Origin of the sequence: Sporocytophaga sp. (genome assembly GCF_017745095.1) — a bacterium.
Classification (GTDB): domain Bacteria; phylum Bacteroidota; class Bacteroidia; order Cytophagales; family Cytophagaceae; genus Sporocytophaga.
In genome coordinates, this window is the sequence record NZ_JAGHZZ010000005.1 from 187728 (window position 1) to 203835 (window position 16108).

The 16108-nt window shown below is 35.1% G+C and carries 11 protein-coding genes; 5 read left to right on the forward strand and 6 right to left on the reverse strand.

Annotated elements, in window-relative coordinates; all coding sequences use genetic code 11:
- Positions 1 to 61 precede the first annotated feature (61 nt).
- A complete protein-coding gene (locus tag J7604_RS09665) occupies positions 62 to 1972 on the reverse strand; it encodes an SPFH domain-containing protein (RefSeq protein WP_293894768.1) in 1911 nt (636 codons plus the stop codon).
- 644 nt (positions 1973 to 2616) lie between these two features.
- Positions 2617 to 3051 (reverse strand): nucleoside deaminase, encoded by a 435-nt coding sequence (locus J7604_RS09670; RefSeq protein ID WP_293895142.1) that lies wholly within the window; start codon positions 3049 to 3051, stop codon positions 2617 to 2619.
- A gap of 175 nt (positions 3052 to 3226) precedes the next feature.
- On the opposite strand from J7604_RS09670, the gene J7604_RS09675 reads away from it, so the two are divergent.
- Positions 3227 to 3634: a heme-binding protein gene (locus J7604_RS09675; RefSeq protein ID WP_293894771.1), complete on the forward strand. Its 408-nt coding sequence runs from the start codon at positions 3227 to 3229 to the stop codon at positions 3632 to 3634.
- A gap of 427 nt (positions 3635 to 4061) precedes the next feature.
- On the opposite strand, the gene J7604_RS09680 is transcribed toward J7604_RS09675, so the two are convergent.
- Together J7604_RS09680 and J7604_RS09685 are read right to left on the reverse strand one after the other, a co-directional pair.
- On the reverse strand, positions 4062 to 5726 hold the full coding sequence (locus J7604_RS09680) for a HAMP domain-containing sensor histidine kinase (protein WP_293894774.1): 1665 nt from the start codon (positions 5724 to 5726) through the stop codon (positions 4062 to 4064).
- Between the two features lie 18 nt (positions 5727 to 5744).
- A complete protein-coding gene (locus J7604_RS09685) occupies positions 5745 to 6539 on the reverse strand; it encodes an alpha/beta hydrolase (RefSeq protein ID WP_293894777.1) in 795 nt (264 codons plus the stop codon).
- Positions 6540 to 6791: 252 nt separating this feature from the next.
- Between J7604_RS09685 and J7604_RS09690 the strand changes: the two genes are divergently transcribed.
- Positions 6792 to 7139, forward strand: a complete 348-nt coding sequence (locus J7604_RS09690; protein WP_293894780.1) for an arsenate reductase — start codon at positions 6792 to 6794, stop codon at positions 7137 to 7139.
- 18 nt (positions 7140 to 7157) lie between these two features.
- Here the strand turns inward: J7604_RS09690 and J7604_RS09695 are convergent, their stop codons facing one another.
- The gene (locus tag J7604_RS09695) at positions 7158 to 8342 is read right to left on the reverse strand and encodes a hypothetical protein (RefSeq protein ID WP_293894783.1); all 1185 of its coding nucleotides are present in this window, start codon (positions 8340 to 8342) and stop codon (positions 7158 to 7160) included.
- Positions 8343 to 8645: 303 nt separating this feature from the next.
- Between J7604_RS09695 and J7604_RS09700 the strand changes: the two genes are divergently transcribed.
- The 3 genes from J7604_RS09700 (at position 8646) to J7604_RS09710 (ending at position 15403) form a co-directional block, all read left to right on the forward strand.
- A complete protein-coding gene (locus J7604_RS09700) occupies positions 8646 to 9719 on the forward strand; it encodes a methyltransferase (RefSeq protein WP_293894786.1) in 1074 nt (357 codons plus the stop codon).
- 166 nt (positions 9720 to 9885) lie between these two features.
- Entirely contained in the window at positions 9886 to 12123 is a 2238-nt protein-coding gene (locus tag J7604_RS09705) for a cation:proton antiporter (RefSeq protein WP_293894789.1), read from the forward strand.
- A 124-nt stretch (positions 12124 to 12247) separates the two neighbouring features.
- Positions 12248 to 15403, forward strand: coding sequence for a zinc-dependent metalloprotease (locus J7604_RS09710; RefSeq protein WP_293894792.1), 3156 nt, complete (start codon positions 12248 to 12250; stop codon positions 15401 to 15403).
- Between the two features lie 64 nt (positions 15404 to 15467).
- Here J7604_RS09710 and J7604_RS09715 read toward each other — a convergent pair whose 3' ends face one another.
- Positions 15468 to 15950 (reverse strand): hypothetical protein, encoded by a 483-nt coding sequence (locus J7604_RS09715; RefSeq protein ID WP_293894795.1) that lies wholly within the window; start codon positions 15948 to 15950, stop codon positions 15468 to 15470.
- Positions 15951 to 16108 lie beyond the last annotated feature (158 nt).

The following is a 16108-nucleotide window of genomic DNA, read 5'->3' on the forward strand; positions in this document are numbered from 1 at the left end:
AAAGCCCTGCGAAGGGACTTTTATTTTTTATGTTGTTACAATAAAAAACTCTGAAATTTTATCAATTACCTTTTTCCTCCTCATTTTTTCTTGAAAGTTCATTCATTAGTTTAAGCCCAAGCAGGCCACTTATTGGGCCATTGGGACCTTCTCCGCCAGTTCCGGAAATCAATATATCAGGCATGATTTTAATCTTTTGTTTCCCTATTGCTTCAGTTATTTTTAGTTGAGTGAAATTATCTCCACCCATTGCGGCTACCGCCAGTTCATAAGATTCAGCTGAAGATTTTCCTAGTGCAAGTACTTTTTCTGCTTCGGCCTTTCCTGTTTTACTTATCTTTTCAGCTTCAGCAATAGCCATCAATTTTATCTTTTCGGCTTCAGCATCGGCAAGCAGTTTCACCTTCTCAGCTTCCGCAGCAGCTATCATCTTTAGTCTATCTGCTTCAGCTGTGGACTGAAGTCTTACGCTATCTGCTTCACCGTTTGCTTTTTTAACAGATGCGTCAGCAATTCTTTCTGCTATTAATACTCCCTGGTCAGCTTTTACTACTTCAGCCTGAATCTCTGCAATAGCGGTCTCTTTTTCCAAAGCCTGTCTTGTCTCCTGAGCGAGTTTCTGTGTTTCATAGGTGATCTTTTGTTCTTCAGCTAACTTACGATCTGTTAAGGTTCTCATAAGGGATTCAGGAGGTACAATGTCACCTATAAGTGTATCTACACCGAAAACATTATACTCTTCTAAAACCTTTCCGATATGCTCTTTAGCAGATTCCTGTCTTTCTTTTCTTAAAGTCAGAAAGGATATGACATCTGCGTCCTGAGCTGAGTTTCTGAAGTAATTACCTATCGTAGGTTCAAGTACCTGGCTTACGAGATTATTCATATTGCCAAATCTGGCTATTACTTTTGGAGCTTCATTTGTCGGAATATGAATTATCTGCGATACATCGAGATTAAAAGGAAAGCCATCCTTGGAACGAACTGTGATAGTAGAAAGATGTTTATCTAATTGATGTGATTCTGTACGAGCACTAGCCCAGTTTAGTACAAGGTTTGTTGTTGGTACAAGTTCGACTCTCATAACATGTGAATTAATAGGGTATTTACCAGGCCCCAGAGGCTCAGCCCATACGCCTTTATGACCTTTGGCAACTATATTACCATGCTTGAATTCCTCACCGCTTAGGTCTTCTCCTTCAGTACCTACATAAGAAATTACTACACCTACACTTCCGATCGGTATCTCTGTCATATATCTTTGTTCAACCTTTACAAACCAAGGATTAAAATTGTAAGATCCGGCTAATATGACTTGTTGCTGCAAGCCTTTATTCCCTTGATGTTGAAGAAACGCATCTGCATCCTGAAAATTATTATGATCCGTAACCATTTTGCCTGCAATCTGGCCATCTTCAATAGCCATACCATCTAAGGTTGTAACTATTCCCAACGTATTTTCTGGAATGGTTATCATTGGTGTTATTTCAATATTAAAAAGGAAGGTATTGATTCTGTAAGAGCCTGATGTAATCACTGCAGATTGTCTACCTTTTCTGCCTTTATTTCTTATAAAAGCTTCGGCATCCTGAAATGAATCACATTCGACCTTTCTGGCAAGGATATGACCTATTTCCAGTTCTGCTCCGTCCTTAGCTAATAGCAGGCCTATCATACCTGTAGGAATAACAGTAAGGTTTTGAAGTTTTATTTCATATTGCCATAACCATTTTCCAAAATACATACCGGGAGCAAGCGTTTTTGCCTGAAAGCCTGCTTCTCCATTGATAGCGATAATTCTCCCTTCGGGTAACTCTTTATATCTGCCAAACAATACAAATTTTTTAGTAACAAGACCAATCTTATCTTCAGGTATAAATATTATACCAGCCAGACGTAACACAGATTTATAGAAAGCTATTAGTAGTATGATAGTAATTACTGTTGCGACGATAAGTATGGTAGTCAGCATAGTTTTGGTAGTTTAAAATAAAAGAATAACAATGTTTTACTTAAATAATGATAATGGTGGGTGAACCTCATCCATTCAGGAGACATAGTTCATCCATGGCCACTTCTTAAGGAGATGACATATTTTATTTTACTATTGTTGTTGTTTGATAGTTAAAGGTTTTCGCTTAAATGCGCATCAATATGACATGTGATGAATTAATTTAATTAACCATAGGTTTTCATGTTCATTCACTTTAGGTGATGAATAATGTTAATTAGATAATGATTAATAGGAAGTCTTTATTTAAATGATTATGCTACATGTATTTAGCGCATCATAAGCAGAACCGGAGGTGGAACCATGGTTTTATGTTCTAATAAAAATGCAATAAATGAATTTGTTTGGATTTGAATTGCTCTTGCAATTTATACTATACTTATATTGTATAGTTTATAGGGATTGGCCTACTTGAGGTGGAAGCATAACCATGTATTGTTTAACTGGCGTAAAGTTAGATTTCTGTTCAACTTAGTCAAGCATTTTTTAAAAAATATTTTTAAGAAGAAAAAGTATTGTGGAGATACTAAAGAATGTATTATTAATGATTAGTGATGGATCATATCAGATGATTCTGTTACCATCTGATATGATCCATCAACAATTCAAAGCTCCATGATATCTTCATCCCATAGCTTTGGTTTCTCATTAATGAAATTTTCCATCATCTTTTTACATTCATCGAGGTCAAGATCTATAACTTCTACTCCATGCTGTTCCATAAATTCTCTTGCTCCACTGAATGTCTTGGATTCGCCAACAATCACTTTGGGTATTTTAAATTGTACAATAGTGCCAGCACACATATAGCATGGCATAAGAGTGGAATAGATTACTGTATTTTTATAACTGCCTATTCGTCCTGCATTGTTAAGGCAATCCATCTCGCCATGCAAAATAGGATTGTTCTCCTGTACACGTTTGTTATGGCCTTGTGCTACCAACTTTCCGTCTTTTACTAATACAGAACCAATAGGGATTCCACCTTCATTCAGTCCTTTTCTGGCTTCGCTGATTGCCAATTTCATAAATTCATCCATAGTATTTTTATAATTAAAATTTGATTCACATTTGATGTGGTAAAAATATCTCATAAGTTAAATAAAGCTATTATTGTTCATTAGTATTAAGGTAATTTTAGAAATATAGATGTTCATAATACTTTATAAGTCTTTAGCAAATCATTATATTGCTTGGAAAATTTAAAAATAATAAATGGAACTCAATAATAAACAGGCCAAAGAAATTTTAAATGCTATCATATTTGAACTTGAGAAAAGAGGAAAGTATGCAGTAGTAGCAATTGCCGATGCTCATGGGGAATTACTGGCTTTTGAAAAAATGGATAATACCAAGTTACCGTCTATCGCAAATGCCATAAATAAAGCCTATACAGCTGCACGTACTCAGAAAAGTACATCGGAGATAGGTAAAGCTCTTAAAGATCCTGTAAAGGGATATGATATTGCTTTTTATGGAGATCCTAAAATCTGCGGATGGGGTGGAGGTGTGCCGGTTATATCAAATGGTAAAGTAATTGGTGCTGCTGCTGTAAGCGGCCTCTCACAGGAAGAAGATGAAGATATAGCAAGGATAGGAGTGGGGCAGTTAAAATTGGCATAATGTTTAGACATACCGGATAGAAGATTCATCGTTTATGAATTAATACGTTTCTAATTATTCTATCCGTTACTTTATTCAACTTTTATCTTATTCCCTTTTGGAAATGGAAAGTTAAGAGAATCAAGGGAATATTATTAGGTAGTATAATTTTAAGCAATCTACTGATATTCCCTCTATTCTTTTTTGCATAGACACATAGAGGATGTGGAATGCTTAATTTTATAGTTGTAGTGATGTTCTTTTTGGGGAGGCATTATTGCAATCTCTACTCATGTAATTTATCAGATGTTTTGCAAGGTATCTAAATCAAAATTGAAAGGTTAAACACAATAACTTATTTAATTGGTTTTACAATGAGATAGGTTGAATCATAAGGAAAGGGTAAATCCAGGATTGAATTTTTTTGTTTGAATAGAAATTTTGTGCTTTATTCAACTTCAGTAGTATTGAATTCAAGAATAAATGTAGTTCCATGTCCCCACTCGCTTTCGCATGTAATAGTTCCATTGAGCTGTTCTACCAAAAGTTTTACTATTGATAATCCCAGTCCGGAAGAGCTCTCGCCAGCTGTGGGTCTTGCAGAAAGCTTTTTGAATTTTTCAAACAGATGTTGTTTATCAAGTTCTGTCATTCCCTGGCCTTCATCCTTTATTGATATTATAATCTTGTCTGTTCTACTGGTCACATGGACATAAATATTCTTCTCATTATAAGAAAACTTAACTGCATTTGAAATAAGGTTATCAAGTATACGTCTTAAAAAATCAGGATCTGTGTATAGCTCGGAGTATTGAGATTCATAGTTCAGATGAATCTTAATATTTTTTTTATCTGCCACCGTTTGGCAGATTTTTATTTCAATGGCAAGGAATTTCTGAAGGTCAATTATTTCTTCCTGTTTGTTAATTTTCTGTTGTTCTATCGCACTGATGTCGAGTATGTCTTTTACAAGGTTAAGTCCCTTCTTTGAAACTACTTTGATGTTATCAATAAATACCTTTTGATCACCTTGAAGTGGAGAAATCATTTCAATTACCTGAGCCATTCCTTGAATCTGTTGAAATGGAGATTTCAAGTCATGTGATACAATATTAATAAGTGCATTTTTTTCCTGGTTTATTTCTTCCAGTCTGTTGTTCTTGAATTGAATCTCTTCGTTTTGAGATAGTATCAATGCATTTTGCTCAGATAAGTGATCATTAGCCGCTTTAAACTCTTCATTGTTTTCAGCCAGTCTTTGATTGGCGAAATAAATTTCACTGATGTCTTCAAACATCCATAGTCTTCCTTTCTTTCGCTCTGTTATGACAGGTTTACTTGAAACTTTATATACACTGTTCTTAAATTTCCAAAGCCAATTATTGATCTCTTTTTCAGGATCTTTAAATAGTTCTGTGGCAATGGCGGTTATTTCATTTTCATTGATCGCATTTTCTCTGAACATTCGCATGTATTCAGATATAACAATAGGTGACAGAACTTCATATTCAGAATAAATGCCTAAAATTTCTTTAGCCTTTGAGTTTATCCATGCATTATTGTCTGTTTCATCCACAAATATCAAAGCCTGAGAAACTGAATGAAAAACTGCATTAAATTTAATCCGCAATTCTTCAAGAGAAAATATCATGTAATTCAGTTTCAAGACTTCTTTTAATCTTGTTATACATACATTAAAAAAATAATCCACTCCGTCAGAAAGCTGAAGAGGCGAATTCCAACCAAGTACTATGGAACCTTTAATATGCAGTTCAAATAAGGGGATATAAATAACTGTTGTATCTTCCTTGAGAAAATGTGATCTTCCTACTTTTACTTTCTCATGGTAGGAGTATTGTTTTTCAGTTGAAGGGTCTTTCAGAAATGAGGTTTCTGTGAAAGTGCCCTCTAGTTCTATTTGATTTGAATAGGTTATTTTTTCAGAAATTTCGTCTTCTTTAATTATAAAATAGATATCATCACACTTGGTAAGTTCCTTCATTCTTAGTAATAGATTGCGCCTGAATGCATCTACATTCTGAAAGTCATAAACTGTTTTAATTTGAATAAGGAAATCAAGTGCCTGCTCTTTCCAATAAATTAAATCTTCCAATGATATAATAAATTTTAACTATATAAATGTCTTTAAAGCTTTAATTACCTCATCAGGAGCGCTGATATGAGGAAAGTGTCCATCTGCATTGATCTTAAATAAGGTACTGTCTTTAATATTTTTATTTAAGTACATAGCAACTTCTATAGGCACAGCAATATCTTTGATTGATTGAATGATAAGTGACTTTTTATTGAATTTGCCCAAATCTTTCCGATGATCAGATTGAAAGATTACTTTGCAGACCGTATATGCAATATCTGGCCTTAGAGCAGATAGAGAATTGGCAAACTCAATCGCAAGCTCTGGCTTTTCTGGGTTACCCATAAATGTTGGGGCAAATCCACTCACCCATGCATGATAGTTGCTCTGCATCGTATTGTATAATTTGTCGAGATCCGACTGCTCGAATCCTCCTATATATCCATCGTCATTCAGGTACCTTGGAGAAGCGTTGATGAATATATGTTTGCTGAATATTTCAGCTGCTTTTATTGAGGCAAGCATGCCTGTAATTCCACTTACCGAATGGCCAATAAAGACGGCATCTTTTATATCTAACTCTTCTGTCAAATCTATAATGTCATCAGCATAACTTTGAAGGTGAGAATACTTATTATTGCTGTAAGCCGCAGGGGCAGATTTGCCGGCACCGACGTTGTCAAATGTTATTATTTTATATCTTTCTGAAAATGCCTTTATTACAAATCTCCAATAGGTTTGGTCAGTTCCAAATCCATGACCGAAAACAAGAGTTTCTTTGGAATCCTGATTTCCTGTTATAGTGACATTATTTTTTTCTATTGAATTCATACACAATGACTAATACTTCCCTTCTAGCGATTTAACAATCTTCCGCAGTTCTTGTTCCACTTAAAATGATTTTGAACTTTAATGATGAGTGATAATGAGCGTTTTACGCAATTCCAATTTACATTTTGCTACATTTTTACGGTGGGATTTTCGAAAGGTTAAGGGAAATTGGGGAACGTATTAATAGTATATTTAATCTAGATTGGATAGATTAAAATTATTGGCTTAAATTTGATCTTGAGATTTAAAAAAATGATTGTATACGGTATCAAAAGCTGCGACACAGTTAAGAAAAGCACGGAATGGCTTAAAGGGCATAATTTTGAGTTTGAATTTCATGATTATAAGTCCAAGGGGATAAGTAAAGAAAAACTTCGGGAATGGACAAGTCAGGTTTCATGGGAAGTTCTGGTAAATAAAAAAGGTACCACCTGGAAGAAACTTGATGAATCTGTTAAAAGCAATATTGTAGACGAAGTTAGTGCTATAGAATTAATGAGGGAACATACAAGTCTTATTAAAAGACCCGTAATAGAAGTTAATGGAAGGATTGTAGCTGTTGGGTTTAAAGAAAAGGAATATGCTGAAAAACTCGCTTAAGAGTGCTCAGCATGTCTTTTATAGATTTTCTTTCAGGTACTTTTTTTCAAGTAACTCGTATTCGTCTGGCAAGAATTTCAAGAGGAATGACGTGTAATAGTTGTATGTCTTGTGTTGATAAACCATAGGCTCCTTTTTATAAAGTTCCGAATTTTCAGAATTACCGTTAGAAGTCTTGGGGAAAATGGAAAGCAGTGTATTTTTTTGAAGATTGGATGAATCTTTAAGTATCTTCGGATATACTGATTTGAAAATTTCAATTCTGTTGCCCAGCTTATGATAATTTATATCATCAACATATGGAGGCATAGTCACGACACCCACTTCTTTTGATATCTGCTTCACCACTGAGGTACTGAGTTTTCTTACAGCACTTGCTAGGTTTTTATCAAATAATAAGAATATACCATCTTTAAACTTTTCACCTAAGCTTGCCTCTTCAAGCAATAAGGACTTCAATCCTTGTGAAAATGAATTGCATTCTTTGTAATTCACAGGAAGCGTTGGTACTAAATCAGAAGGATTAATAATGTTGAAGCTCATGTTGGTTTGACAGAATCTTTCATTGTATTCTTCTGTAAAGGCCTTGTTTCCTATCATTGGTGCCGCATAGGAGTAGCATTTGAAGGTGTTTCTGGAAGAAAGTTTATTTTGAGGAAGGTTTTCAAGATAAGCAAGAAGCATATTGGCAAGTGCACCTCCCTGACTATGACCTGTGATCAGAAAATTGAACACGCCTTCTTTGTTTAATTTTTTGATATGCAACAATACATCTTCGTGCAGAAAGGCTATGCCCAGTGCATAGCCGGCATGAACAGCTGTATGATTATTTTTAGCAAAAGTATATTTGAATTTTTCATTCTGAATTTTTATTACTCCTTTGGCAGGAATCATTGCTGAATAAATATTTTCCATCCAGCTTATTTTTTTTGAAGTAGATCCGCGGAGATTAATGATGGCGATATTATCTTTTTGATAGATCTGATATATGTTATCCATTCCTAATACTTCGGAAGTGTATGTTTTTACATAGCCTTTCGGAATTATAGTTGTGTCGGTACCGTATAATTCCAGAAAGCAAAAACTATTGCATAGAGCTATCATATCCCTGGCTTCCACTTTATTAAATTCCTTTTCAGGCTGAGCTTTAAGAGTAGAGCTTAAAATAAACAGTATAAGACTTAGTAATGCCGATTTTTTCATTTCCTTAAGAATTTATAAAGTATTCTAAATTAGTTTTTTTACTCCAAAAAAATTATTCAAAATGAAAATTATAGTTATTTTTAATGATACTTTTTACACGAAACCTAGAATTAAATTAATGTTCTAATGAGATTCTAATTGTATTTTCATTCATTTTTAATTATTTAAATTGATATTGCAAAGAGTGTTTTAGTCAAATTGGATTAATAGTCTTTAACTTTAACCCTAAATAAAACGGTAACTTTTTCAACCAGAGGAATTTGCCGAACCTAACAGAGTACTAATTTAATTAAAAGGAGAATAATGAATTTTTTTAAAACCGATTCAAAACGAGCTATCGAAGCTATTTCAGAAGCGCAGAAAATAGCATTTGCACCAGTTATATTTCAGGCGGTCAGATGTTTAAGAGAGCTAGGGATACTGGAATATGTTTCGAAAAAAGGCCAGGCTGGAGCCAAGCTCGAAGATATTGCAGCCGATTTGGATTTATCGGTTTATGGAGCAAGAGTGTTATTGGAAGGTGGATTGGGAATTGGCGTTTTGTATCTGAAAGAAGATGAGTCCTATATAATTACCAAAGTAGGGCATTTTATTCTGTATGATGAGATTACAAATGTAAATTTCAATTTTATACAGGATGTATGCTATCAGGGCTTAAATGACCTTAAGGATTCTATTAAAAACGGAAAACCTGAAGGGTTAAAAGTTTTCGGGAACTGGCCAACTATCTATGAGGGACTTTCAAAGTTACCTTCTAAAGCAAAAACAAGTTGGTTTGAGTTTGATCACTATTATTCAGATCAAGCATTCGATTCTGTTTTGCCATATATTTTTAAGCATAAGCCAGCTCGCATATATGATATCGGAGGAAATACAGGCAAGTTTTCACTAAAATGCGTGAAGTATGACAAAGACGTTCAAATGACCATTATTGACTTGCCAGGACAGCTGGCAATGGCCCAGGAGAATATTGCGAAGGAAGGATATTCAGAAAGAATAAAAGGCCATCATGTGAATTTGTTGGATGCATCTCAAAGCTTACCTAAAGGGACAGATGCAGTTTGGATGAGTCAATTCCTGGATTGTTTTTCGGAAGAAGAGATTGTTTCTATTCTGAAAAGATGTGTAGATGCAATTGACGAAAATGGTGCAATTTACATTCTGGAGACATATTGGGATAGACAAAAATTTGAGGCATCAGCATTCAGCCTTCAGATGACTTCCTTATATTTTACTGCCATGGCAAATGGAAACAGCCAGATGTACCACTCTAAAAATCTGATTCAATGTGTTCATGCTGCAGGCTTGTATGTAGAAGAAGATATTGACAACATTGGGGTAAGCCATACCTTGTTTAGATGTAAAAAAAGAAAATAATCTGACTGTTATACTACCTCAGATAATTCAGTTTCTCTTTACATATCCTTCCAATTCCCATACATCAGGGAATTATACATGTTTAATTTATTTATAATGTGTTTTTAGAAACCTGAACCTTGTTTTCGGGTTTCTAAAAATTACATTTTTATTTCAGTTTGTTGTTATGGTACATTTACCTCCGCTTATATCAGATTTAGGGCTTATACTGGGAGCTGCCGGCCTCATAACTTTAATTTTCAAAAGAATTAAACAGCCGCTGGTGCTGGGATATATAATTGCTGGTCTGCTTGTGGGGCCGCACATTTCTCTTTTCCCTAACATTACGGATGAAGAGAATATCAAGGTCTGGGCAGAAATAGGGGTTATATTTCTTCTTTTTACACTTGGGCTGGAATTCAGCTTTAAAAAACTTGCTTCAGTAGGAGGGGCCGCTTCCATCACAGCTATTGTGGAAGTTATTTTCATGGTTGGAATTGGTTTTGGAACAGGTAAGCTTCTAGGCTGGTCAAACATGGATAGCATATTCCTGGGAGGTATTTTGTCCGTATCCTCTACAACAATTATCATCAGGGCATTTGAGGAGCTAGATGTAAAAACACAGCAGTTTGCAATACTGGTATTCGGAGTGCTTATTGTAGAAGATTTGGTAGCGATCCTTCTCCTGGTGTTATTATCAACCCTTGCAGTGAGTAAGATATTTTCAGGAGCAGCAATGCTTGTTTCAGTTTTAAAGCTGGCATTCTTTCTAATATTATGGTTTATAGGGGGTATTTTTCTTATCCCTACATTCCTCAAAAAAACAAGAAAATTAATGAATGATGAGACATTGCTCATTGTATCTATTGCCCTTTGTCTGATCATGGTTTTGCTTGCGACTAAAGTAGGCTTTTCTCCGGCTCTTGGAGCGTTTATAATGGGATCTATTCTTGCCGAAACTACTCAGGGAGAAAAAATTGAACATCTCGTAAAATCAGTAAAGGATCTGTTTGGAGCAATCTTCTTTGTTTCTGTGGGAATGCTCATTAATCCTGAAATGCTCATTAAAAACATCGGTCCGGTTTTACTCATAACTTTCGTAACTATAGTTGGAAAATTGATTAGTTCTTCCACAGGAGCAATGCTCTCAGGACAATCACTTAAAAATTCTGTTCAGTCCGGAATGAGTCTGGCCCAGATCGGTGAATTTTCATTTATCATCGCAACACTAGGACTTACACTGAAAGTGACGAGTGATTTTCTCTATCCTATAGCTGTTGCTGTATCTGCAATAACAACATTCACAACTCCTTATCTTATTCGCTTATCACCGGGATTGTATTCGTTCCTCGAAAAAAAGCTTCCTTCAAACTGGATCAAAAAACTCAACAAATACAGTTCCACTGCCCAGGTAATCACCACAACCAGCGACTGGAAGATTTATTTGCATTCATATATTTATAATATTGTTATACAGTCAGTTTGTATCATCTCTATATTCTTTGTCTCTACCAGATACATATTGCCTTTTGTTAGAAACCATGTTAGCAATATAATCATAGTAGATTTTGTAGCTGCGGGGTTTGGATTGCTGCTTGCCGCCCCATTTTTATGGGCTTTATCTGCAAGACGAATTCAGGAAAATGCATTTTCAAACTTATGGCATAACGAAAATGTAAGCCGTGGTCCTCTAATTGCATTGAACCTTTTCAGAGTTATGCTGGGCTTGTTTTTTACAGTTTTATTAGTGATTCAGTTTATCTCAGACCCTGTTTTTTTAATACTTGTAATTGTAATGATTGCGGTTTTGAATAGCTTGTTTTCTAAAAAGATTCAAAAGATGTATAGTAAAATAGAGAGACGTTTTTTGACAAATCTTAACGAAAAGGAGGTAGAAGCTTCACATAAAGATAAAATCAGACCAGATATAGTTCCTTGGGATGCTCACTTAGTAGAGTTAAAAGTTTCTCCGGAATCGCCTTTTGTAGGGCAGAATCTCTTTGATCTTGGAATTAGAGAAAAGTTTGGAGTAAACGTTGCCATGATCGAAAGAGGAAGAAATACAATTGCTAATCCTGGCAGAGATGAAAAGTTATATCCGGGAGATGAGGTGATGGTAATCGGTACAGATGATCAGCTGGCTAAATTAAAGCCATTCATAGAGCTTTCTGAAGAAAACAGACCTCCTGTTCAAAAGGAAACTATGACGCTGCAAAAGGTCACAATCAACTCAAATTCTCCTCTTAAAGGGATTACAATACGATCCTCAGGTATGAGAGAAAAGGCTAAAGCACTTGTGGTCGGCTTAGAAAGAGATGGAGAGAGAATTTTGAATCCTGATTCTTCTATGCAATTTGAGGAAGAAGATATAGTCTGGATTGTAGGCAATCCGAAAAGATTACAGGATTTTATGTTGCAATTGTAAAACTAATATTTAGAAATAGTAATAAATTTTCAGTATATATTTATATAAATAAGGTTGAAATCGTTTCAGGGTATCTGTAATTTGCAGCAGATATTCTAAATGATTTTAAACAGCTTATTTATTCATGAATTATTTTTTCAGATTCATTGCTCTTTTTCTATTGCCTTTCTGTATTCAAGTATACTCGTATGGTCAATCTCTGAAAAGCACTCATTACTGCGCTTCTGACTATTTGAATGAACTTAAAAAGAAGGATTCTTCATACATTTATAAACAAAAGCTTGCAGAGGAACATATGAGATCTGTAAAGCATAAGAGAGGTGCCTTAGAGCTTGTCTACACTGTTCCTGTCGTTGTTCATATAATTCATAACAATGGATCTGAGAACATTAATGATAGTCAGGTTATTCAGGGTATCAAAGATTTAAATGATGCGTTCAGAAATATTGGTTATTATGATCCTGCCAATGGTGCAGATATAAAAATTGAATTTTGCCTTGCAGTACGTGATCCTGATGGAAATTTTACCACAGGTATTAACCGCATTCAGTCACCTTTTACAGATTTAAACATGGATAATGACGATGCTCTGAAAGCTTTGTCTTATTGGGATGGTACTCAATACCTGAACTTTTGGCTTGTTAAAGAAATCTCGTCCTCACTCTCTTTTGATGTGGCAGGATATGCTACGTTTGCGGCATTACATGGTGACAAAGAAGATGGTGTCGCTGTGGAAGCCAGATGGTTTGGAGCTTCACAAGACTACTCCAAAGTACACATTCATGAAGTCGGTCATTATTTTAATCTTTACCATACCTTTCAGGATGGTTGTAATAATGGTAACTGCGAAACTAGTGGTGATCTTGTCTGCGATACACCTCCTGATAATTCTCAAGACAATTCTGTCGCTTCATGCACTGCGCCTCCCAATACCTGTCTGACAGATGATGTAGATCTTTCGGTACTAAATCCCTTCAGACCTATTGCTCAAGGAGGACTTGGAGATCAGCCGGATATGATTAGTAACTATATGGACTATTCTTATATCACTTGTCAGAATGCATTTACAGAAGGCCAGAAGAAAAGAATGAGAGAAACATTGGAAGGTCCGAGAGCTAGCCTTATTAATTCACTCGGATGTATGCCTTGTCCACAGGTTGTCAGTGCATCATTTGATATTTCAGATGCGGATGTGGTTGCGGGAACAGAAATACATTTTACCAATACAACAACAGGTGCTACCACTTATGAGTGGCTCATTAACGGAAAATCAGAATCTGCAAATACTCATTTTAATAAGATCTTTAATAAACAGGGGATTTATAAAATCAAACTGATCTCTGGCAATAGCTATCCAGGCTGTGTTAAAGAAGTAGTTAAAAGTATAACGGTAACTTGTCCGGCAAAAGCAGCATTTACAATGGATAAAATATATTCAGCTGGAGGTGACATGGTTTCTTTTACAAGTACATCTGTTAGTGCAACTACCTACAGATGGATGGCAGATGGAAAGGAGTTTAGTATTAATTCCACACCTCCTTTGTTTCCTTTAGCTGATGAAAGTTATTCTTTTCAACTTATTGTCTCTAATGGAATCTGCACCGATTCTTCTGAAATTAAATTTTTGAACAATCCTCCTTGCTCTAATTCTAAGAATGGTAATAACTGGTATTTTGGAGAGCACACAGGACTTACATTTAATTCTTCCCCACCTTTACTACTGGCTGATGGGGCAACATTTTCACGGGAAAGAGGAATGGCATCTTATTCGGACCTGAATGGGAAAATCTTATTTTATACAGACGGAAAAAGTGTATGGAATAAAGATCATCAGCTTATGCCGGATGGCACAAACCTTAGCGGAGGAGACTATGTGCAACATTCAGTATTAATCACACAAGATCCAGGTAATTGTGATCAGTACTATATTTTTAGCGTTGATGCTTATAATACAGATAACTTTAGTTACTCATTGGTAGATATAACCAAAGATGGAGGTAAAGGAAATGTTGTATTGAAGAACCAGTACATTAATAATGACAATGGATATGCTATTACAGCTGCGTATCATTCAAACAAAAAGGAAATCTGGATTATTACAAATAAAAGATATACCAATAGTTATTATTCCTACCTGCTTACAGCAACAGGTCTTCAATCGCCAGTAATTTCCACTCTCGGAGAAGTTAACACAGCTGCATGGTCAGGTCTTCGTATTGCACCAAGTGGTAAAAAAATCGCCTCAGGTATGGCTGGAAAAGGTAATATTGATCTAATGGATTTTGATATTTCCACTGGTGTTCTTTCAAATGCTATCCATATTCCATTAACAAGTAGCGCAGGTTTAAATGCAATATCTCTTGGCGACTTTCCGCATATTACAGGTATTGAGTTTTCAATTGACAATTCAAAGCTTTACTTCATATCCAATGTGCCTTCTATTCTTGGACAAATAGATATTACACAAGGATCACAAGAGAAAATGATGGATACTTATTATACTGAAAAACCTTTTAATGTAAATTTGAATTCAATGAAGCGTGGGCCTGATGGAAAAATTTATGTTACTGGCACGAGTTTTCTTGCTACTTCTTATATTTCTATTGTAGATAAACCTGAACTGTCCGGAAGTGCATGTGCTATTCAGTGGAATGCTCTTCAACTCAATGCTGCTGCAGATAAGGGGTTGAATAATTATATTGATATGTGTGATCCTGTTTGCACTGCATTGCCAGTTCATTTATTGAACTTTTATGTTGCAAAAGCTGATAACTATAACGAACTGGTATGGCAGGTTACAGGTGAAAAGTCTGTAAGCAATTATGTAATTGAGCGTTCGGAGAATTTAAATACATTTATTCCTTTGACAAAAGTTAAGGCTGGTATGAACAGAGAAGCCTTGAAACATTATAACTATAGGGATTTAAATCCAATTGAAGGAGTAGCATATTATAGGCTAATGGAAGAAACAGAAGAAGGAGGTCTGCATCAGCTAGGTTTGGTGGTTGCAGACAGAAGTCTTCAAAAGCAAAGATTGGTTTCGAATATTTACCCTAATCCGTTTGTAAATAAATTGTCTGTTACATTAAATTATAAAATCTCCGGAGAGCCTGTATTATTTGAGCTTGAGAACTTGTTGGGTGAAACTGTTTTTTTATCTGAATTAAAAATAAATGAGTCAGATATGGGACTATACATCCCTCAAATAGAAACAGGTATGTATTTGCTGAAGGTTCAGGCAGGCGGTATAAGTGAAGTCTACAGGCTTATTAAAGATTGATAGTGAAAGATTTTGAAAAGTAAATAAAAAGCCTGCACTTATTAGGATGCAGGCTTTTTATTTATTACTTACTTTGACTCATTGATTTTTTTATCATTTCATCAAAATATAAAATAGACCAGATGATGTTGGTTTTCTCTGAGTATGGTACCACGTCGTCCAGTGTTTCAAACAGAGATTTAGTAAAATCCTGCTTGTTTTTCATTTCTTTTTCGAGGTGAGAAATGTTTGTTTCTGTTTCTGGTATTGACATCTCGCGAAAAGAAGAACCTGGTTCCGGGTTAAGTGAAAGAAACGGTAAAATTTCAATCAGATAAGCAAGTCTGGATTTGTATATTTCTATCAGGTCAAGTTTCTGAAGCTTATTTAATTCATCCTTAGAATAAAATTTTGTTATTCTAATATTAGGTTTTACAAAGCAAAGTGTTGAATCGCTTTTTTGCTTTGCACTCACATTTTGCGTGGCTTGCGAAAAGCCTTGAGTGTGCAGGAAAGTGGACAAATAAATTGTACAAGCTGCCGAAAGCTTAACAAGTCTATTATTCATGGGTCAAACTGTTTATTTACGAAATTTAGAAAAAAAAAGTTGAAAAAAAGAATCTAAATCCGCAAGAATCTAAAAAAAATTTTAGATCTTCTTGGATCAGTACTATGTTTTAGATTAAATTAAATAAATTTATGATGAAGTAATTCAGTTAATAATTT

Excerpts from the sequence above, each read along its gene's own strand:
- J7604_RS09665 (WP_293894768.1), bottom strand. The coding sequence starts at position 1,972 with ATGCTGACTACCATACTTATCGTCGCAACAGTAATTACTATCATACTA.
- J7604_RS09670 (WP_293895142.1), bottom strand. The coding sequence starts at position 3,051 with ATGGATGAATTTATGAAATTGGCAATCAGCGAAGCCAGAAAAGGACTG.
- J7604_RS09675 (WP_293894771.1), top strand. The coding sequence starts at position 3,227 with ATGGAACTCAATAATAAACAGGCCAAAGAAATTTTAAATGCTATCATA.
- J7604_RS09685 (WP_293894777.1), bottom strand. The coding sequence starts at position 6,539 with ATGAATTCAATAGAAAAAAATAATGTCACTATAACAGGAAATCAGGAT.
- J7604_RS09690 (WP_293894780.1), top strand. The coding sequence starts at position 6,792 with ATGATTGTATACGGTATCAAAAGCTGCGACACAGTTAAGAAAAGCACG.
- J7604_RS09695 (WP_293894783.1), bottom strand. The coding sequence starts at position 8,342 with ATGAAAAAATCGGCATTACTAAGTCTTATACTGTTTATTTTAAGCTCT.
- J7604_RS09700 (WP_293894786.1), top strand. The coding sequence starts at position 8,646 with ATGAATTTTTTTAAAACCGATTCAAAACGAGCTATCGAAGCTATTTCA.
- J7604_RS09705 (WP_293894789.1), top strand. The coding sequence starts at position 9,886 with ATGGTACATTTACCTCCGCTTATATCAGATTTAGGGCTTATACTGGGA.
- J7604_RS09710 (WP_293894792.1), top strand. The coding sequence starts at position 12,248 with ATGAATTATTTTTTCAGATTCATTGCTCTTTTTCTATTGCCTTTCTGT.
- J7604_RS09715 (WP_293894795.1), bottom strand. The coding sequence starts at position 15,950 with ATGAATAATAGACTTGTTAAGCTTTCGGCAGCTTGTACAATTTATTTG.